The sequence below is a fragment of the Streptomyces rectiviolaceus genome (assembly GCF_039533825.1).
In the GTDB taxonomy this organism is placed as follows: Bacteria; Actinomycetota; Actinomycetes; order Streptomycetales; family Streptomycetaceae; genus Streptomyces; species Streptomyces rectiviolaceus.
Genome location: NZ_BAAAUG010000074.1, coordinates 15986 through 35333 on the forward strand (window position 1 = coordinate 15986; position 19348 = coordinate 35333).

Here is a 19348-nt window from a genome sequence, read left to right on the forward strand (position 1 = left end):
CTTTACTCGCAGGTCGTTCCGGCGGCCGTGTTGCCCCGGAATGTGGGAGCGGGGCTCGGCGTATGTGAAGGGTCGTCCGGCTTCTCGTCGCTGTCGTAGTCGTCGGAGTCGTCGTACTCGTCGGGGCCCTCGGAGTCCTCCGCCTGCTCGTCGCGGGGGGCCGTATCGGGCTCCTTGCGCGTCACTTGGAGGGGTGCGTCCGTACGGAGCCGGGTGAAAAGTTCGTCCGCCGCGGGCTCGACGAGTTCATCCCGATTGGCGTCGTAGACATAGGACCGCCGGGGCACCGTGAGGAACTGCACCTCTTCTGTGGGGATGTTGCGCATGCCGCGCACCAGTTCGTACAAACCACGCAAACTCGCAAGTCCGGGGTCCGTGGTCAGCGAGGAAGTGGCCGCGTCGAGAACCGGATAGAGCTTCGTCGGATTGAGCAGGACGTCATTGCTCTGCACCTTGTTGACGAGCGCCGCGAGGAACTGCTGCTGGCGGTCCATCCGGTCCGTGTCGCTGCCGTTGCCGATGCTCTTGCGGGCACGCACGTAACCGAGCGCCTGTTCGCCGTTGAGGGTGTGCCGGCCCGCGGGGAGCTTCAGACGCGCGTCGGAGTCGTTGATCGGGGCCTTGAGGCAGACCTGTACGCCGTCGACGGCGTCGACCATGTCCTTGAACCCGGCGAAGTCCACGACCATGTGGTGGTCGACGCGGATCTTCGTCATCTTCTCGACCGTACGAATGGTGCAGGCCGTCCCGCCGAACTGGAACGCCCAGTTGAACTGCGCGAACTGGGCCCGCGTCCGTGAACCGTCGGGCGTGCGGCAGCTGGGGAGGTTCACCATCACGTCCCGCGGGATCGACACCGCGGTCGCGCTCCGCCGGTCGGCCGCGAGGTGCAGCAGGATCGTGGTGTCCGAACGCTGGGTGCCCCGGTCGCGGCCGTACTTCTTGTTGCCCTTGCCCGAGCGGGTGTCGGAGCCGATCAGGAGGATGTTCTGCGCGTCGTGCACCAGCGGCGTCGGGCGCTCCTTCTCGTAGCGCGCCAGCTCCGCGGCTGCGTCGGTGTCCTTGGTGATGTTGCCGTCGAGCTTGTTGTAGACCGCCCACCCCGCGCCCCCGGCGGCCAGCACGAGCCCGGCCGCTCCCATGGCCGTCCAGCGCAGCCAGCGCCGCCTGCGCCGGGCGACGCCCGCACCCGTGGGGCTTGAGCCCGCGCCGGGTGCGTACGTGGCCAGCGGCTCAGGCGGGGCGCCGTCCGGATCCGGGCGATCCGGACCGGCGGGCATGCCTGCGGTGTCGGACACGTGTACGTCCACCCCTCATAGCGACGTCGGTGCATGGTGCGCTCTTACGACCATGGACCGACGTGACGCCGGGGGCCTGCGGGCCAGGGGCCCGTGTGGGCCGAACGGGGGACGGGTCACCCGGCGGTGGCGGGGACCCGTTACCCGGCGGTGGCGGTGACCCGCTCGTCCTCGACGCGCTTGGCGAGGCCGCCATCGGCGAGCTGGTCCAGGTGACGGCAGAGCACCACGGAGCCGCCCGCCGCCAGCGGGGCGTACAGACCGGAGCTCAGGCCGTCCCAGGTGTCGTACGACAGGCCGGACAGCAGCCGGGAGCCGGGAGCGAGCCCCAGCGGCCCGGCGTCGGCGCGGGCCCGCTCCACCAGCTCCGCACCCGTCAGCTCGCCGGCGCCGCCGACGGCGATGGCGGGCTCGTCCGGGTCCACGGGAGCGTACGGAGCGAAACGGTCGCCCTGGCTCGGCACCTCGACCGCGTAGTCGGCGAAGCCATCGGGGGTCTGCGGGAAGCGCCCGCCGAGCGGCCGGAGCGCGAGCGCGACCCGCTCCCCGGAGCAGGCCCGCGCCGCGTCGAGCGAGTCGGGCCCGCTCACGACGAGGTCGGCCCCCGCCGGGTCGCCGCCCACGTCCGCGACGACCCCGACGGACGAACAGGCGAGCAGCCAGACCGCCGTCTGCCAGTGCGCGGGCAGCAGCAGCGCGAGCCGGTCGCCGGGCTGGGCGGCGAGATCGCCCTGGAGCAGATTGGCGGTCTTGGCCACCCAATTGGCGAAGGTGGCCACGGACAATTCGACGCGCTCGCCGGTGGCGTCGTCGTAGAAGGTGATCAGCGGGCGGCCCGGGTCCGCGGCGAGCGCGGATCGCAGCAGGTCGGCAGGGGTGCGGTCGGTGGCGTTCACGGGCGCAAGGGTACGCGCGTGCCTTGCGGCCCCGGGCGTGGCGGGGGAGTGCGGGCCACCGGTTCGGCGGACCAGAACCGACGGCCCGTCAATTCCCCAATGGACAGATTTGTTCACCTATGCCAACTATCAGTCGTATGCGTGGATTTCTAGCTTCCTCGATCGGCGTCACGTGCGCGGCCGCCCTGGCGCTCCCTCTGACCCTGCCGTCGTCCGGCGCCCGCGCCGCGACCCAAGACGCCCATCCGCCTGCCGTGCGATCGGCGGAATCCGTCCCGGGCAGCACCCAGTCACTCCCGCTCACCCCACTCGGCTCCGACCGCTCCCTCGGCGGCGCCTCCAGCGAACAGGGCCTGCTCCGGCGCGAGGTCAGGCCCTTCTCCCTCGTCGGCGTCGTCTGGGACGACCCGGACGACGAACTGCACGGCAGCGTCCAGGTCCGCACCCGAGCGAGCGGCACCGGCACCTGGTCCTCCTGGCAGCAGGTGGAGACGCACAACCACGAGCACGCCGCCGACCCGGGCTCTGAGGAGCGTGCGTCGGGCAAGGTCCGCGGCTCCACGGCACCGCTGTGGGTCGGCGACTCGGACGGGGTCGAGATCCGCGTACGAGGAGAGGCGCCGCGGCACCGAGCGTCCGCCGGGTCTCCCGCGGAGCAGGCCCTTCCTTCGGGCCTGCGCCTCGAACTCGTCGACCCCGGAGCCGAGCCGCCCCCGCAGGGCTCCACACCCGAGAAGCCCCGCACCCCGGCCCTGACCGCCGAGACCGCCGCCTCCTCCGCGGTCAACGCCGACCTCGCCCCGCTGGGCGCCGCGGCCATCCCCGCGCTCAGCAAGAAGGAGACGGAGTCCGACCTCATCGCGGCCCGCGGCGGTCCGGACGAAGCCGCGGGGAAGGCCAGGCCCTACGTGGGCCCCCGGCCGCGCATCATCACGCGCAACGGCTGGGGCGCGAACGAGAAGCTCCGCGAGAGGCAGTTCGGGTACTCGAAGACCGTGAAGGCCGCCTTCGTGCACCACAGCGCGACCGGCAACAACTACCGCTGCTCGCAGGCGGGCTCCGTGCTGCGCAGCATCTACCGCTACCACGTCAAGAGCAGCGGCTGGCGTGACTTCGGCTACAACTTCGCGGTCGACAAGTGCGGAAACATCTACGAAGGACGTGCCGGAGGTGTGGCCAAGCCCGTCCTCGGGGCCCACACTCTCGGTTTCAACACCAACAGCATGGGCATCGCCGTCCTCGGCAGCTTCGGCTACTCCTCCCCGCCCGCGGCCGCCGTGAACGCCGTTGCCCGGCTGACCGCCTGGAAGCTCGGCCTGTACGGCGCCAACCCGCGTGGAAAGACATACCTGAAGTCCGGCGGTGGAAATCTGTACAAGAAAGGCAGGAACGTCCGGCTCCATGTGATCTCCGGGCACCGTGACGGTTTCGCCACGGAATGCCCCGGTAGTCGCCTGTACAGCAAGCTGGGTAAGGCCCGGTCCACCTCGGCCCGCTACCAGGGCCGCTGAGGCCGGCCCCCACCGCACGGCCGGTACCACAGGGCACACCGCACGACCCGCACAGCGCACTGCACGATCTGCAAAGCCATCTGCATACACTGGCCGGCCGCGACTCAAGTCAGGCCGGCCCCAGCAGGAAGCAGAGACGACAGGTGACAGAAGCGATCCTCCTGGTCGGCGGCAAGGGCACCCGGCTGCGTCCGCTCACGGTGCACACCCCCAAGCCGATGGTTCCGGCGGCGGGCGTCCCGTTCCTCACCCACCAGCTGGCGCGGGCCCGCGCGGCAGGCGTGGAGCACATCGTCCTGGCGACCTCCTACCTCGCCGAGGTCTTCGAGCCGTACTTCGGGGACGGCTCGGCGCTCGGCCTCCACATCGAGTACGTGACGGAGACCGAGCCCCTCGGCACGGGCGGCGCGATCCGCAACGTGGCATCGCGCCTGACCTCGGCCCCCGACGACCCGGTGCTGATTTTCAACGGCGACATCCTCACGGGCCTGGACATCCGGGCCCTGGTCACGACGCACGAAGACTCGGGAGCGGACGTCTCCCTGCACCTCACGAAGGTCGACGACCCCCGCGCGTACGGCCTCGTGCCGACCGACGGGACGGGCAGGGTGCAGGCCTTCCTGGAGAAGCCGCAGACCCCCGAGGAGATCGTCACCGACCAGATCAACGCGGGTGCGTACGTGTTCCGGCGCTCGGTCATCGACACGATCCCGGCAGGCCGCCCCGTCTCGGTCGAACGCGAGACGTTCCCCGACCTCCTCGCCTCCGGCGCCCACCTCCAGGGCATGGTCGACTCGACGTACTGGCTGGACCTGGGCACGCCCCAGGCCTTCGTACGCGGCTCGGCGGACCTGGTCCTGGGCCGCGCCCCGTCCCCCGCCGTCCCCGGCCGCTGCGGCGACAGCCTGGTCCTGCCGACCGCCACGGTCGCCCCGGACGCGAAGCTCACCGGCGGCACGGTGGTCGGCGACGACGCGGTGGTCGGCGAGGGCGCACGGGTGGACGGCAGCACGGTCCTCGCGGGCGCGGTCATCGAACCGAACGCGGTGATCACGGACTCCCTGATCGGCGCGGGCGCGAGAGTGGGCGCACGCACGGTCCTCGCGGGCGCGGTGATCGGCGACGGCGCGGACGTCGGCGCCGACAACGAGCTCCGGGACGGGGTACGGGTGTGGTGCGGGGCGAGGCTGCCGGCGGGGGCGGTGCGGTTCTCGTCGGACCAGTAGAGGCGGTTTCAGCCCGTCCGGCGTTTGAGGACGAGCTCGGCGCAGCCGGCGATGACGGCACGCAAGGCCCCCGCGCCAGAGCGGCCCGCGGCGGAGCCGCAAATGTCACAGTCGGGAAGGGGCGGGGTTGGGGACAAAAAAGCCCCTACCCTCATACAGATGTCATCCCGTTTCGCCCCCCGCTCCACCCCCACCCGCACCACAGTGCGCGGCGGCGAAACGGCGACCCCCCACCCCAGGCCCCACCAACCGACGACGGGCAAGACCCGCACCTGGCCCCCGCCCTACCCCCTGAACCTGGGCCTGACCCTGGGCCCCCTGCGAAGGGGCCCCGCGGACCCCACGTTCCGCGTGACCCCCGACGGCTCGGCCTGGCGGGCAAGCCGCACCCCGGAGGGCCCCGGCACGCTCCGGGTGGCCCAGCGCGGCGACACGGTGGAGGCCGAGGCCTGGGGGCCGGGAGCGACCTGGCTCCTGGACCAACTTCCGCAACTGCTCGGCGAGTCGGACGCCCCCGAGGACTTCACCCCCCGCCACCGCCTGCTCGCAGCGACAGCGCACCGCCGACCCGGCCTCCGCCTGATCCGCACGGGCCTGGTCCTGGAGTCCCTGATCCCGTCGATCCTGGAACAGAAGGTCACGACGGACGAGGCGTACCGCGCGTGGCGCCTCCTGGTCCGCAAGTACGGCGAACCGGCGCCGGGCCAGGCCCCCGCCCAGCTCCGCCTGCACGTCATGCCGGACCCGAGGACCTGGACCCTGATCCCGTCGTGGGAGTGGCACAAGGCGGGCGTGGACAACAAACGCGCGTCGACGATCCTGCGAGCGGCGAGAGTGGCCGCGCGCCTGGAGGAGGCGGCGGCGATGGCCCCGCCGCAGGCCCAGGCCCGCCTGGAACTGATCCCGGGCATCGGCCCATGGACGTCGGCGGAGACGATCCAGCGCAGCAACGGCGCCCCGGACGCGGTCACGGTGGGCGACCTGCACCTGCCGGGGATCATCGGCTACGCGCTGGCAGGCGACCGCACGGCGAACGACGAGGCGATGCTGGCCCTCTTGGAGCCCTACGCGGGCCAACGCCACCGAGCGGCCCGCCTGATCCTCCTGAGCGGCCGCACCCCGCCCCGCAGAAAGCCAGGCATGCCAAAGTTCGACATAGCCAAACTCTGAGCAACGGCCCCCGTAAACGGCCCCCGTAAACGGCCCCGTAAGGGGCGCGAGGAACGGCGCGCCAAGCCCCCACAGCCCCGCAGCCGAAAAGCAACGGAACACCCACCCAACGCCCAACGCCCAGGGGCGAGCCCCCTCACCGCAACAGGACGAAGTCCCCCGCATCCCGCACAGCCCGAGCGCCAGGCGCAACCGCCCCGTGCCCGACGGCGACCGCGCCCATCGGGTCCCAGGAATCCGGCAGCTCCAGAACCCGGCGGACGACATCCCGGCAGAACATCGTCGACGAGACCCAGGCGGAGCCGAGCCGCTCCCCGGCCAGCGCGACAAGGAAGTTCTGCACCCCGGCCCCGGCCGCGACCACGAACATCTCCCGCTCAGCGGCGTCCCGCCGAGCGTCCCCGTACGTATGGGAGCCGTCCATCACCAGGCAGGGCACCACCAAGTAGGGCGCCTTGCGCAGCACATCGCCCCGCCGTACCCGCTTGGCGATGGACTCCGAAGACTTCCCGTCCCGCTCCAGGTCGCGGACCCACGCGTCCCGCATCGCGTCGAGCAGCCGCACCCGCGAGTCCTCGGACTCAAGGAGGACGAACCGCCAAGGCGTCGTGTGATGCGGCGCGGGCGCGGTCACCGCAGCGGCGACGGCCCGCCGCACGGCGCCGGGATCCACCGGCTCGTCCGTGAACTCCCGCACGGTCCGCCGCTGCGTCACCGCCTCCCGGACGGCTTCGGACGTCCCGAGCCGGAACATGTCGTCACGTGAGTCGCGCACCATGACCCGGGCGCCCTCGCCGGTCTCCCCGACGACGTGCGGCAGCCCGCGGACCACCGCGACCGGCAGCCCGGCCGCCTTCCCCTTGACGAGATCACCGGCGGCGGCCAGCTCGTCCGCGGTGGCGACGACCGTCGCGCTCAGCGGATTGCCGTACGCGTCGACGCCGCCCCGCAGATCATCGAGGACCCGCACACCCGCCGCCCCGATGGCGACATCGGTCAGGCCGTTGCGCCAGGGCCGCCCGAAGGTGTCCGTGACCACGACCCCCACGTCCACGCCCAACGCGTCCCGCAGCCCGTCCCGCACCGCGCGCGCCGACGCGTCGGCGTCCTCGGGCAGCAACAGCACGGTCCCGGAAGGCGTGTTGGAGGCATCGACACCGGCGGCGGCCATCACAAGACCCTGCCGGTTCTCGACGATGCGCAGGGTTCCGCGCCGCGCCACGACCCGCACGGTCTCCGAGTCGATGGCCGCCTCGCGGTCGCTCGCCGCGACGATCCGCCCCTCGGCCTTGCTGACGATCTTCGAGGTGACGAGCAGTACGTCACCGTCGGCGAGCCCCGGTTCGGCCGCGGCGATCAGCTTGGCGAGGTCGTCCCCCTGCCGCACCTCGGGCAGCCCGGGGACGGCCCACACGCGGAAGGACGGCGAAGCCCCGGCACCGGAAGCGCTCACGCCCGCACCTCCTCCGCGAGGGCGAGCGCCGCACGCGCCATCTCGGCGGTCGCGTCGATGTCGCTCATCATCAGCGGAATCGCCCGGCACTGGATCCCCGCCGACTCGACCCGCTCCACGACCCCGGCGTCCACCGTGTCGACGAGCCACCCGTCGAGCAGCCCGCTCCCGTAGTGCTCGGCGACCGCGGCGGCCGTCGACTCCACGCCCACCGCGGCGAGCACCTTGTCGGCCATGCCCCGCACGGGCGCGTCCCCGACGATGGGGGACAGCCCGACCACCGGCACGCCCGCGTCGGCGATGGCCTCGCGGATGCCGGGCACGGCGAGGATCGTCCCGACGCTCACCACGGGGTTGGACGGCGGGAAGAGCACGACGTCCGCGTCGGCGATCGCCTCGAGGACGCCGGGTGCGGGCTTGGCCTGGTCCGCGCCGACCGGCACGACGGCGTGCGCGTCCACGGACGCCCGAAGGCGCACCCAGTACTCCTGGAAGTGCACGGCCTTCTGCTCGCCGTCGACCGTGACGGCGACATGCGTCTCGACGCGGTCGTCCGACATCGGGATGAGCCGCACGCCGGGCTGCCACCGCTCGCACAGCGCTTGTGTCACCGCGCTCAGCGGGAATCCGGCGGCCAGCATCTGGGTCCGCACGATGTGCGTGGCGAAGTCCCGGTCGCCGAGGCCGAACCACTCGGGTCCGACTCCGTACGCCGCGAGTTCTTCCTTGACCTTGAACGTCTCGTCCGTACGTCCCCAGCCCTGCTCTTCGTTGATGCCGCCGCCGAGGGTGTACATCACGGTGTCGAGGTCGGGGCAGACCTTGAGCCCGAACAGGTGGATGTCGTCACCGGTGTTGCCGATGACCGTGATGTCCGCGTCAGGCGCGGCTTTCTTGAGCCCGCGGAGGAAACGGGCGCCGCCGATACCGCCGGCCAGGACCACAATGCGCATGGGCCAAGCATGTCAGGCAGGTACGACAACGTGTCAGGCGGTTACGACATCTCCGGCCGCCGGGGCGGTGTCCTGAACGCCGCACTGCGCCGCGTGCATCGGCATGTCGGTCAGGCCGGGGTAGTAGATGTGCAGGCTGACGGCCGGTTCCAGGGCGTCGTTGACCACGTCGTGGACGTACCCGGGCGCGAACACGCGCTGGGCGCCGGCGCCGAGCGCGCGCTGACCGCGCTCCGTGCGCTCGGTCAACTCACCCTCCAGGACCGTGAGTACGCCTGAGGAGCGGCCGTGGTCGTGCGGTCCGCTGCCCTGTCCCGGCACCCAGGAGAGCAGCCAGACCTCGTATCCCGGTCCGGTGCGCAGGCGGTGGTACCACCGGCTCGTCGCGTCGTACTCGACGAGGTGGGACCACTGCGCGCGGTCGGCCGCGATGGTGCGGGCCAGGCCGACGAACTCGGCCACGGTGGCCGGGTGCTCGCGGGCGGGCTGCAGGAGGTGGGTGACTTCGAGGATGTCGCCGGCGATCTGGAGGTCGCTGTCGCTGTTCATGGTGCGGTGGTTCCTCAACGTGAGTGCCAGGAGTCGCTAGGGAGCAAATGCGAGGGAAACAGGAGGGAACAGAAGGGGGCTACAAGTTCAAAGAAGGTGAAGCGGCTCGGGCGATGAAGCGCCGGAGCGGGCTCAACAGCTGGAAGCGGGTTGGCTCAACAGCTGGAGCAGGAACAGCGACAGCGCGCGTGGACAGCACCGAGGAGCCCGCTGGTGCGGGTCGTCGAGAGTGCCAAGTTTGCGAGCATGCCCACTAGAACAGCGGCTCACACCTTCCCTGTCAACTCTATGTCCGCTATGTGGGATATGTTTCACCTCATCCGGTTGCTCTCTCAGGGGAAAGGTTTGTGCGCCGGGCGCACCGGACACATGGCGCATCAACCGGCGCGTAAACCCCGTCGTGATCCCGTGACCCGAATGTGATCCCCTTCGCTTCGGTGGACCGGTCGCAACGGGATCGATCTCCGTGACGTCCTTCCCTGATGAGGACGGCCGCGGGGCGCGTCAGGATGGGCCGCTGGCGGGTGTCTTGGTTTATGCCGATTTGAACACTTTCCGCATTACCTTGGTTCCGCAGGGTGAATAAGGGGCCCAATAGCAGATCTCGGCTTGACTGGCCCGGATCGGCACACTTGTAATTTCACTCGTGTCGTTCAGCCGAAATCGGTAACGGCAAGCACCACGGGGACGCACAGACAGACGAGGGGCGCACATGACCGAGCTGGTTCAGGAACTGCTGGTCGAGGACGCGGACGAGGAACTCGGCTGGCAGGAGCGCGCGCTGTGCGCCCAGACCGATCCCGAGTCCTTCTTCCCCGAGAAGGGCGGCTCCACGCGAGAGGCCAAGAAGGTCTGTCTCGCCTGTGAGGTTCGCTCGGAATGCCTTGAGTACGCACTGGCGAACGACGAGCGGTTCGGTATCTGGGGCGGCCTTTCGGAGCGCGAACGCCGCCGTCTGAAGAAGGCCGCCGTCTGAACACCAGCTGGTTCCGCCCGAACAAACGGCACACACCCCTACGTAAGGAACAGCCCGTCGCCCGTGGGTTATCCACAGGCGGCGGGCTGTTGTGATGCCAGCCGTTAGTGTGGGGCCCCGTCCGAGACGCCCCGGCGCCCCCATGAAGCGCAGGCGTCCACCGCAGTCCATCGAACCGGGGCCCGTACCTCGATGTCCGTGCACAGCCATCCGGCAGCCAGTCACCACGACGCTGCCGCCCCTGAGTTCCCGCGGCACGTCGTCACCGCCGTGATCGTCTCCCACGACGGCGCCCGCTGGCTGCCCGACGCCCTGGCCGGCCTGCTCGGCCAGGAGCGCCCGGTGCAGAACGCCGTGGCCGCGGACACCGGCAGCGCGGACGACTCCGCCCGCCTGGTCACCGAGGCACTCGGCCCTGACCGCGTCCTGCACCTGGCCCGGCGCTCCGGCTTCGGCACCGCCGTCGACGAGGCGAACCGCATCGCCGGTGTGCTGACCCCGGAAGAGCTGCCCTATCTGAAGCGCCCCAGCGGCTGGGACCCGGTCAGCCGGTCCTGGCGCGACGACGCCTACGACCTCCCGGAGTTGCCGCACGGCGAGCCCGAGCAGTGGCTGTGGCTGCTGCACGACGACTGCGCGCCCGAGCCCGGCGCCCTCTTCGAACTGCTCCGCGCCGTGGAGAACGAACGCGAGATCGGCAAGGACGTCGCGATCGTCGGCCCCAAGCTGCGCGGCTGGTACGACCGCCGCCAGCTCCTGGAGGTCGGCGTCTCCATCGCCAACAGCGGCCGCCGCTGGACCGGCATCGACCGGCGCGAGCAGGACCAGGGCCAGCACGACCACGTACGGCCCGTGCTCTCGGTGTCCACCGCGGGCATGCTGATCCGGCGTGATGTCTTCGACGAACTCGGCGGTTTCGACCGGCGCCTGCCGCTCATGCGGGACGACGTCGACCTGTGCTGGCGCGCCCAGAACGCAGGACACCGCGTCCTCATCGCCCCCGAAGCCGTCGTGCGGCACGCCGAGGCCTCCTCGCGCGAGCGCCGCACCGTCGACTGCGTCGGGCGTACGTCGACGTCGCCGCACCGCGTGGACAAGGCGGGCGCCGCCTACACCCTGCTCGTCAACGCCCGTACGGCCGTGCTGCCCTGGGTGCTCTTCCGGCTCGTGGTGGGCACCCTGCTGCGCACCCTCGCGTATCTGGTCGGCAAGGTCCCGGGCCAGGCGGTCGACGAGGTCGCCGGTCTCCTGGGGACGCTGCTGCGGCCCGGACGGATCGTCAGCGCCCGTAAGCAGCGCGGAAAGCCGGCGCTCGAACCGGCCGAGATGAGGCCGCTCTTCCCGCCGCCGGGCGCCACCGTGCGCGCCACCGTCGAACAGCTCGCCGGCAATGTCGTCGGCCGCTCCGACCCCGAGGCCGTCACCGGCGCGGGGCGGCACGGCGCCGTCGAGTCCGGCCCCGGCGGAGACGACGCGGACTTCCTCCAGGTCGAGCAGTTCGCGCGGCTCAAGCGCATGGCCCGCAAGCCGGGACCGATGGTCTTCGTGGTGCTGCTATTCGCCTCGCTCATCGCCTGCCGCGAACTCCTCGGCAGCGGTGCGCTCGCGGGCGGCGCGCTGCTCCCCGCACCCGGCGACTCCTCGGGCCTCTGGGCGCGCTATCTCGACGCCTGGCACCCGGTCGGGACCGGCGGCACGCAGTCGGCGCCGCCCTATCTCGCGCTCGTCGCGGGGCTCTCCACCCTGCTGTTCGGGTCCACCGGGCTCGCGGTCACGGTGCTGCTCGTCGGCTCGGTGCCGCTGGCCGGCTTCGCCGCCTACTTCGCCTCACGGCCGCTGGTCGAGTCGCGCCTCCTTCGCGCCTGGGCCTCGGTCGCCTACGCCTTCCTGCCGGCCGCCACGGGCGCGCTCGCGGGCGGGCGCATCGGCACCGCCGTCCTCGCGATCCTGCTGCCGCTCATGGCGCGCGCGGGCATCGCGGCGAGCGGACTGACCTCTTCGGCGGGCCACCGCGGGAGCTGGCGCGCCTCGTGGGCGTTCGCCCTGCTCCTGACGCTCACCACCGCCTTCACGCCCATCGTGTGGCCGATCGCCCTGGTGCTCGGCCTCGCGCTCCTCGTGGTGCGCAGGGGCGACATCACGGCGTACGGCCTTCGCTTCCTCGCCGCGCTCGGGACCCCGCTCCTGATCCTGGCGCCCTGGTCGCTCTCGCTGCTGCCCTTCGGCTTCTTCGGAGAGGCGGGGCTCGAGTTCGGCACAGGCTCCGCGACCGGCCTCGACCTGCTCGGGGGCAGCCCCGGCGGCCCCGGGACCGTGGACGGGCTGCTGCTCATCGGCATCGTGCTCGCCGCACTGGCCGCGCTGATGCGCACGGAGCGGCAGTCCGCGGTCCGTACGGCCTGGGTCGTCGCGCTGGTCTCGCTGGTCTTCGCGGCGCTCTCGAACAGCTCGGCGTGGGCAGGCCCCGCGACCCTCGGCTACGGCATCGCGCTTTTGGCCGCTGCCGCGCTCGGCGCCGACGGTGCACGCACGCGTGTCGCCGAGCAGAGCTTCGGCTGGCGCCAGCCGGTCGCCGTCCTCATCGCCTTCGCGGCGGCGGCGGGGCTGCTGCTCGTCGCCGCCGGGTGGATGATCCGGGGCGCCGACGGTCCCCTGGAGCGGCGCGACCCGGTGCAGGTGCCCGCGTTCGTCGCCGAGGAGAGCGGCACGCAGGACCAGGCCCGCACGCTCGTCCTGGACAGCGACTCGGCCGCCCAGGTCGCGTACACGCTGGTGCGCGGATCGGGCGCCCGGCTCGGTGACGCCGAGCTCGCCGACGCGGGCGGCTCGAACAAGCAGCTCGACAAGATCGTCGCCAGGCTCCTCGCGGGCTCCGGCGCCGACCAGGCCGACCAGCTCGGCGGCTTCGCCGTGCGCTACGTCCTCGTACGCGACGGAGCGCCCCGCCAGATGAACCGCACCCTGGACTCCACGCCCGGCCTCACCCGGCTCAGCCAGGAGGACGGCAGCGCCCTGTGGCGCGTGGACCGGCAGGTCGCGCGCGCCGCGATCGTGCCAGCGTCCGGCGACCCGTTGCCGGTCGCCGCGGGCCCCGTAGAGCTGCACACGAACATCCCGTCCGGCGACGAGGGCCGCACCCTGCGGCTCGCCGACGCGGCCGACGACGGCTGGACGGCGACCCTGGACGGCCGCCCGCTGACCAGGACCACGCTGGACGGCTGGGCGCAGGGCTTCGACCTGCCCGCATCGGGCGGCCGCCTGGACGTCGTCCACGAATCGCCCGCCGGCCACACGGGATGGCTGTGGGCCCAGGGCGCGCTCGCCGTGGTCCTGGTGGTCATGGCCCTTCCCGGACGCCGCCGTGACGTGGACGACGACCTCCCCGACGAGCCCGTCATCCCGGCCCAGCCGGTCGAGGGCGAGGGGCGCAGGGCGCGCAGGCTGCGGGCCGCTCAGGCCGAGCAGGACGCCGCGCAGGCAGGCGCCGGTCAGGACGACGCCGGTACGCCGCCCCCTCCTCCGGAGGAGGAGGCCTACGCGGCGGTGCCGCAGCAGCAGTCGCAGTCGTACGACGAGTGGGAGGCCCCCGCCCAGCCGGGCGCCGACTACGGCACGTACCAAGGCGAGCAGCAGTACCAGGACGCGCAGTATCCGGCGGGTGCCTACGACCAGGCTGACCAGTTGGCGTATCAGGACCCTTACCAGGGCGGCCAGTACGACCCGTACGCCTACGGAGGCACGCAAGGCGGCGGCGAGCAGTACGGGCAGTCGTACGACGCCATGTACGGGCAGCAGCCCCCGATGCCGCCCCAGCCCCCGCAGCCGCCGCACGGCACCGACAGTGAGCGCCCCGACGGGAGCCAGCAGTGAACCGCACGACCCAGTCCCTGATCGCCACCGCGGCCGCGCTCGCCGCCGTCACCGAACACGCCGCGGCCAACGCGCCCGACGGCAGCGGCGACGACGGCGCGAAGGCGGCCGCGCGGCTGCCCGTCGAGCGCACGAGCCTGCTCTGCCCGGTGCCCAGTTCGTCCGACCTCGCCGAGACCTCGTACACGGCGTTCACGCCCGAGGGCAAGAACTCCGGAGACGCGGGCAAGGCGGAACTGCTGCCCGCCACCAGGGAGTTGACGGACGCCCCGAAGGGTGGCGGCAAGGACAAGAAGGAAGCCGTCAAGCCCTTCCTGACGCCGAAGGCACCGGGCAAGCCCGTCACCGGCGAGGAGTCCGGAGGGGATTCACCCGCGCTGCTCGGCACCGCCGACGGCAAACTGGCCCCCGGCTGGACCGTCCAGCAGACCACCAAGTACTCGGTGGGCAGCGGACGCGGCATCCAGGGCGCCAACTGCACGGCGCCCGACACGGACTTCTGGTTCCCGGGCGCGAGCACCGACGAGGACCGCAGCGACTACGTCCACCTGACCAACCCCGACGACTCGGCGGCCGTCGTCGACATCGAGCTGTACGGCAAGGACGGCGGCATCAAGACCGAGGTGGGGGAGGCGATCCAGGTCCAGCCGCACTCCAGCGTCCCGGTCCTGCTGTCCACGCTCTCGCCCAAGGAGCAGACCAACCTGACGATGCACGTGACCGCGCGCAGCGGCCGGGTCGCGGCCGCCGTGCAGTCATCGGACGACAAGCTCGGCGGCGACTGGCTGCCCGCGTCCGCCGATCCCGCGAGCCGCGTGGTCCTGCCCGGCATCCCCAAGGACGCCACGTCCGTACGTCTCGTGGCCTTCGCGCCCGGCGCCGACGACGCCGACCTGAAGGTCCAACTGGCCGCCCCCTCCGGCTCGATCAGCCCGGCCGGACACGCGAACCTGCACGTCAAGTCCGGCATGACGACCGCCGTCGACCTCGGCGACGTCACCAAGGGCGAGGCGGGCTCACTGATCCTGACGCCGACCGAGGACGCGGCGCCGGTGGTGGCGGCCCTGCGCGTGACCCGGGGCAAGGGCGCCGACCAGGAGACGGCGTTCATCCCCGCCACGAACGCGATCGGCACGCGCGCGACGGTGGCCGACAACAGGGCCAAGGGCTCCACGCTGTCGCTGGTCGCCCCCGGCAAGACCGGGAAGGTGCGGGTCACGGCGTCTCAGGGCAGCGAGGGCGGCTCGTCGACGAGCAAGACGTACTCGGTCAAGGGCGGCACGACGCTGGGGATCAAGCCGCCCGTCCCGAGCGGCCTCAAGGGCACGTACGCGCTCACGGTGGAACCGGTGTCGGGGGCGGATGTCTACGCCTCCCGCATGCTGGAGGCCCCGGAGGACGGCGTCCCGATGTTCACCGTCCAGACCATGCCGGACGACAGGGGAACGGTGTCGGTGCCGAAGGCGGAACAGGATCTGAAGGTGCTGCAGAAGTAGGCCTGCGCGGCCGGGTGCCGGTGCCCGTGCCGGGTGCCGGGCCTGGCGGGGGAGCCGGGGAGTCGGGGAGCTGGGGAGCTGGGGAGCGTCAGTCTTCCCCGTACCGCGGGTCCACCGACTCGGGCGAGAGCCCGAGGAGCTCGGCGACCTGCTCGACCACCACTTCGTGGACGAGCGCGGCCCGCTCCTCGCGTCCCTTGGTCCGGATCTCCACCGGGCGCCGGTAGATGACCACCCGGGCGGGCCGATCCTCGGAGGCCTCGATCGTGCCCCCGAGCGGCACGACGTCGTCGCTCCAGTCGTCCTCGCCCGCACCGCCGCCACGCCCCAGCGCGGGAACCTCGAGCACCAGGAACTCGATCTCGCTCAGCTGCGGCCACCGACGCTCGATGCGCTCCACGGAGTCCTGCACCAGGTCGGTGAAGACCTCGGCGCGGCTGGCGGACAGCGGCACCTGAGGCGGCGCGACGGGGCCGCGCATGCCCCTGCCGTGGCGGTCGCGGCGGCGGGGCCTCGGGTCTGCGGTGCGGGGCTGTACGGGGTCGTCCATCACTGACGAAGAGTAGTCCTCGAGATCGCCGTTTCCGCACAGCTTCCGCCTGGCTTCTGTACGGCTTCTGTGCGGCGCGCGCCCATGTCGCCCGATGACCATTCCGGCCAGCCTTGGGCCCGATTCCGTATCTCTCCTGGACCGTCGATCTCGCGATGAATGACGGGATTTGCGCCAAGTGGTGACCGGATTCAACACCACTGGTCACCCAGGCCTCTTGTGTCACCGCAGGTCAGCGAGGCGTCGCGCGAGCGCGCCGTGGCGGGGATCACAGCACGACACGGTGGGGTGACCTCGCGGAGAGTCGTCGCGGCCCGCTCAAGAGTGCGGTACCGTCCAACATCGTGAGCCCTGTACGTCGCTGTTCGCGCACCGCTTGCGGCCGTCCCGCCGTCGCGACGCTGACGTACGTCTACGCCGACTCGACCGCGGTCCTCGGCCCCCTCGCCACCTACGCCGAACCCCACTGTTACGACCTGTGCGCCGAGCACTCCGAGCGCCTCACCGCGCCCCGCGGCTGGGAGGTCGTCCGGCTCGCCGACGCCTCCGGTCCGGCCCGCCCCAGCGGTGACGACCTCGAAGCGCTCGCCAACGCGGTGCGCGAGGCGGCCCGCCCGCAGGAGCGCGCGGCGGAGGCCGGCGGCGGAGCACGCAGGGCGGATCCGATGGAGGTCGCGCGCCGCGGCCATCTGCGGGTGCTGCGCTCACCGGACTCCTGATTCCTGAGCGGCCCTCTCCGTAGACCCCCGTCGTCGATTCCTGTCGTCTCCTGTCGTCGATTCCTATCGTTGATTTCTGAACAACTTCTCACGCGCGACCCATTGACGTGCCCATGTCGCCGACACGACCATTCCCCCACTCGTGAGAGATCACTTTCCGCATCACGGAAACCGGGGAGCCATCCGTGTACGTGCAGCAGCTGGAGCCCGTGGCCGATTCGCTCGGCCTGTCCGCCCTCATCGCGACCCTGCCCCTCCTCACCGTTCTCGTCCTGCTCGGCGCCGTCCGGATGAAGGCCCACCACGCGGGCCTCATCGGCCTCGGCGTCGCCGCCCTGGTCGCCTGGGTCGCGTACGGGATGCCGCTCGGCCAGACCGCGTCCGGCGCCGCGCAAGGAGCCCTCTTCGGGCTCTTCCCCATCCTGTGGATCGTCGTCAACGCCCTGTGGGTGTACCGGATGACGGTCCGCACCCGGCACTTCGACATCCTGCGCCGTTCCTTCGGACGGCTCTCGGACGATCCGCGCATCCAGGCACTCGTCGTGGCCTTCTGCTTCGGGGCGCTCCTGGAGGCGCTCGCCGGCTTCGGGGCGCCCGTCGCGATCTCCGCGGTGATGCTGGTGGCGCTCGGCTTCGACCCCGTGAAGGCCGCGGTCGTCGCCCTCGTGGCCAACACCGCGCCCGTCGCCTTCGGCGCCATGGGCACCCCCGTCGTGACGCTCGCGCAGGTCACCGGGCTTCCGCTGGACACCGTTGCCTCGGTCGTCGGCCGCCAGACCCCGCTGCTCGCTCTGGTCGTACCGCTGCTCCTGGTCTTCCTCGTGGACGGGCGGCGCGGTCTGCGCGAGACCTGGGTGCCCGCCCTGGTGTGCGGATTCGCCTTCGCCGTCGCGCAGTTCGCCGCCTCCAACTACGTCTCCGCCCAGTTGGCCGACATCGGGGCGGCGCTGGCCGGAGCGGGCGCGCTGATGGCGGTGCCGAGCGCGCGCAAGCCCGCCGCGGAGCCCGTACGCGTCGCGGTCCTGACCGGCGTACGCAGCGAAGACCTGGACCACGACGACCCGCGCCCCGAGATCCTGCGCGCCTACGCCCCGTACGCGCTCATCGTCGCCATCTTCTCGTTCGCTCAAATCCCGCCGGTGAAAGACCTGTTGGCCAAGGCGACGCAGACCTTCGACTGGCCGTTCCTGAACGTCGCCGCTCCCGACGGTGAGCCGGTGGGCGGCAACCTCTTCTCGCTGCCGCTCGTGGCGACGGGCGGGACGCTCGTGCTGCTCGCCGGTGTGGGCACGGCGGCCGTCATCGGCGTGCACGCGCGCGTGGCGGTGCGGGAATGGCTGGCGACCGTGCACGAACTGCGGTTCGCGATCCTCACCGTGACCTCCGTGCTCGCTCTCGCGTACGTGATGAACCTGTCCGGGCAGGCCGCCACCATCGGCCACTTCGTGGCGGCGGCCGGCGCGGGGCTCGCCTTCCTTTCGCCGGTGCTCGGCTGGTTCGGCGTCGCGGTCTCCGGCTCCGACACCTCGGCCAACGCGCTCTTCGGCGCGCTCCAGGTGACGGCCGCCCAGCAGTCCGGGCTCTCGCCCGAACTCCTCGCCGCCGCCAACAGTTCGGGCGGTGTGCTCGGCAAGATGATCTCCCCGCAGAACCTGACGATCGCGTGCGCGGCGGTCGGACTCGCGGGCAAGGAGGGCGATCTGCTGCGCAAGGTGCTGCCCTGGAGCCTCGGCCTGTTGCTGGTGATGTGTCTGATCGTGGTGGGGCAGAGCACGGTGGTGCTCGGCTGGATGCTGCCGTGAGGTGAGCCTGACGGCGGCTTGCCGCTGCTCACAGCTGGTTGTCAGCTGTTGCGGGTAGTTTGGGGGTGACCGACGAGTACTTGATGCGTACTCGACGAGTGCTTGCGATGAGTGCTTGATGAGTACGTGATGAGTGCTTTCCGAAACCGCTGAACTCGCAGAACCTGCAGAGAGGGTTGGCCGTGACTGCTGATCTGTCCCAGATCGTGAAGGCGTACGACGTGCGCGGGGTGGTCCCGGACCAGTGGGACGAGTCGCTGGCCGAGCTGTTCGGTGCGGCCTTCGCGAAGGTGACGGGCGCGGATGCGATCGTGACCGGTCACGACATGCGGCCGTCGTCGCCCGGCCTCTCCCGCGCCTTCGCGCGCGGTGCCGCGGCGCTCGGCGTCGACGTCACGGAGATCGGCCTGTGCTCGACGGACCAGCTCTACTACGCGTCGGGTGCGCTGAATCTGCCGGGCGCGATGTTCACCGCCTCGCACAACCCCGCGCAGTACAACGGCATCAAGATGTGCCGCGCGGGCGCCGCCCCGGTCGGCCAGGACACCGGCCTCGCCGAGATCCGTGCCCTGGTGGAGGGCTGGTCGGAGTCCGGCGCCCCGGAGCCGGCGGCCACGCCCGGCACGCTCACCGGGCGCGACACCCTCAAGGACTACGCGGCGCATCTGCGCGGTCTGGTGGACCTGACCTCCAGCCGCCCCCTCAAGGTCGTCGTGGACGCGGGCAACGGCATGGGCGGGCACACGGTGCCGACGGTCTTCGAGGGCCTGCCGCTCACGCTGGTGCCGATGTATTTCGAGCTGGACGGCACGTTCCCCAACCACGAGGCCAACCCCTTGGACCCGGCCAACATCGTGGATCTGCAGAAGCGGGTGCGTG

The 19348-nt window shown here is 71.7% G+C and carries 15 protein-coding genes; 9 read left to right on the plus strand and 6 right to left on the minus strand.

Annotated elements, in window-relative coordinates; genetic code table 11:
* Nucleotides 1–2 precede the first annotated feature (2 nt).
* Both ABD378_RS21225 and ABD378_RS21230 read right to left on the minus strand, forming a co-directional pair.
* Nucleotides 3–1298 (minus strand): LCP family protein, encoded by a 1296-nt coding sequence (locus tag ABD378_RS21225; protein WP_344522515.1) that lies wholly within the window; start codon nucleotides 1296–1298, stop codon nucleotides 3–5.
* Between the two features lie 140 nt (nucleotides 1299–1438).
* The gene (locus ABD378_RS21230) at nucleotides 1439–2194 is read right to left on the minus strand and encodes a TIGR03089 family protein (RefSeq protein WP_344522516.1); all 756 of its coding nucleotides are present in this window, start codon (nucleotides 2192–2194) and stop codon (nucleotides 1439–1441) included.
* Between the two features lie 137 nt (nucleotides 2195–2331).
* Here ABD378_RS21230 and ABD378_RS21235 point away from each other — a divergent pair, with 137 nt between their 5' ends.
* The 3 genes from ABD378_RS21235 (at nucleotide 2332) to ABD378_RS21245 (ending at nucleotide 6101) form a co-directional block, all read left to right on the plus strand.
* Nucleotides 2332–3705: a peptidoglycan recognition protein family protein gene (locus tag ABD378_RS21235; RefSeq protein ID WP_344522517.1), complete on the plus strand. Its 1374-nt coding sequence runs from the start codon at nucleotides 2332–2334 to the stop codon at nucleotides 3703–3705.
* A 143-nt stretch (nucleotides 3706–3848) separates the two neighbouring features.
* Complete coding sequence (gene manB / locus ABD378_RS21240; RefSeq protein WP_344522518.1) at nucleotides 3849–4931, plus strand: mannose-1-phosphate guanylyltransferase; 1083 nt, start codon at nucleotides 3849–3851, stop codon at nucleotides 4929–4931.
* Between the two features lie 159 nt (nucleotides 4932–5090).
* Nucleotides 5091–6101, plus strand: coding sequence for a DNA-3-methyladenine glycosylase family protein (locus tag ABD378_RS21245; RefSeq protein ID WP_344522519.1), 1011 nt, complete (start codon nucleotides 5091–5093; stop codon nucleotides 6099–6101).
* Between the two features lie 136 nt (nucleotides 6102–6237).
* On the opposite strand, the gene ABD378_RS21250 is transcribed toward ABD378_RS21245, so the two are convergent.
* Genes ABD378_RS21250 through ABD378_RS21260 form a run of 3 tightly spaced genes read right to left on the minus strand, consistent with a single transcriptional unit; the run spans nucleotide 6238 to nucleotide 9056 of the window.
* Nucleotides 6238–7554 (minus strand): coenzyme F420-0:L-glutamate ligase, encoded by a 1317-nt coding sequence (locus tag ABD378_RS21250; protein WP_344522520.1) that lies wholly within the window; start codon nucleotides 7552–7554, stop codon nucleotides 6238–6240.
* Nucleotides 7551–8507: a 2-phospho-L-lactate transferase gene (gene cofD / locus ABD378_RS21255; protein ID WP_344522521.1), complete on the minus strand. Its 957-nt coding sequence runs from the start codon at nucleotides 8505–8507 to the stop codon at nucleotides 7551–7553. Before cofD ends, ABD378_RS21250 begins: the two co-directional genes overlap by 4 nt.
* 33 nt (nucleotides 8508–8540) lie before the next feature.
* The gene (locus ABD378_RS21260) at nucleotides 8541–9056 is read right to left on the minus strand and encodes a cysteine dioxygenase (protein ID WP_344522522.1); all 516 of its coding nucleotides are present in this window, start codon (nucleotides 9054–9056) and stop codon (nucleotides 8541–8543) included.
* A 712-nt stretch (nucleotides 9057–9768) separates the two neighbouring features.
* Between ABD378_RS21260 and ABD378_RS21265 the strand changes: the two genes are divergently transcribed.
* The 3 genes from ABD378_RS21265 (at nucleotide 9769) to ABD378_RS21275 (ending at nucleotide 15398) form a co-directional block, all read left to right on the plus strand.
* A complete protein-coding gene (locus ABD378_RS21265) occupies nucleotides 9769–10032 on the plus strand; it encodes a WhiB family transcriptional regulator (protein WP_016642094.1) in 264 nt (87 codons plus the stop codon).
* 192 nt (nucleotides 10033–10224) lie between these two features.
* Nucleotides 10225–13902: a glycosyltransferase family 2 protein gene (locus ABD378_RS21270; RefSeq protein WP_344522523.1), complete on the plus strand. Its 3678-nt coding sequence runs from the start codon at nucleotides 10225–10227 to the stop codon at nucleotides 13900–13902.
* Nucleotides 13899–15398 (plus strand): DUF5719 family protein, encoded by a 1500-nt coding sequence (locus ABD378_RS21275; protein WP_344522524.1) that lies wholly within the window; start codon nucleotides 13899–13901, stop codon nucleotides 15396–15398. Before ABD378_RS21270 ends, ABD378_RS21275 begins: the two co-directional genes overlap by 4 nt.
* A gap of 88 nt (nucleotides 15399–15486) precedes the next feature.
* Here the strand turns inward: ABD378_RS21275 and ABD378_RS21280 are convergent, their stop codons facing one another.
* Nucleotides 15487–15948, minus strand: coding sequence for a metallopeptidase family protein (locus tag ABD378_RS21280; protein ID WP_344522525.1), 462 nt, complete (start codon nucleotides 15946–15948; stop codon nucleotides 15487–15489).
* A gap of 344 nt (nucleotides 15949–16292) precedes the next feature.
* On the opposite strand from ABD378_RS21280, the gene ABD378_RS21285 reads away from it, so the two are divergent.
* From ABD378_RS21285 to ABD378_RS21295, 3 genes are all read left to right on the plus strand, one after another.
* The gene (locus ABD378_RS21285) at nucleotides 16293–16667 is read left to right on the plus strand and encodes a DUF3499 domain-containing protein (RefSeq protein WP_030793262.1); all 375 of its coding nucleotides are present in this window, start codon (nucleotides 16293–16295) and stop codon (nucleotides 16665–16667) included.
* A 185-nt stretch (nucleotides 16668–16852) separates the two neighbouring features.
* Complete coding sequence (locus ABD378_RS21290) at nucleotides 16853–18469, plus strand: L-lactate permease (protein ID WP_344522526.1); 1617 nt, start codon at nucleotides 16853–16855, stop codon at nucleotides 18467–18469.
* Between the two features lie 182 nt (nucleotides 18470–18651).
* Nucleotides 18652–19348: phosphohexomutase domain-containing protein (locus ABD378_RS21295; RefSeq protein ID WP_486389302.1), on the plus strand; the 697-nt coding region annotated here is incomplete at its 3' end.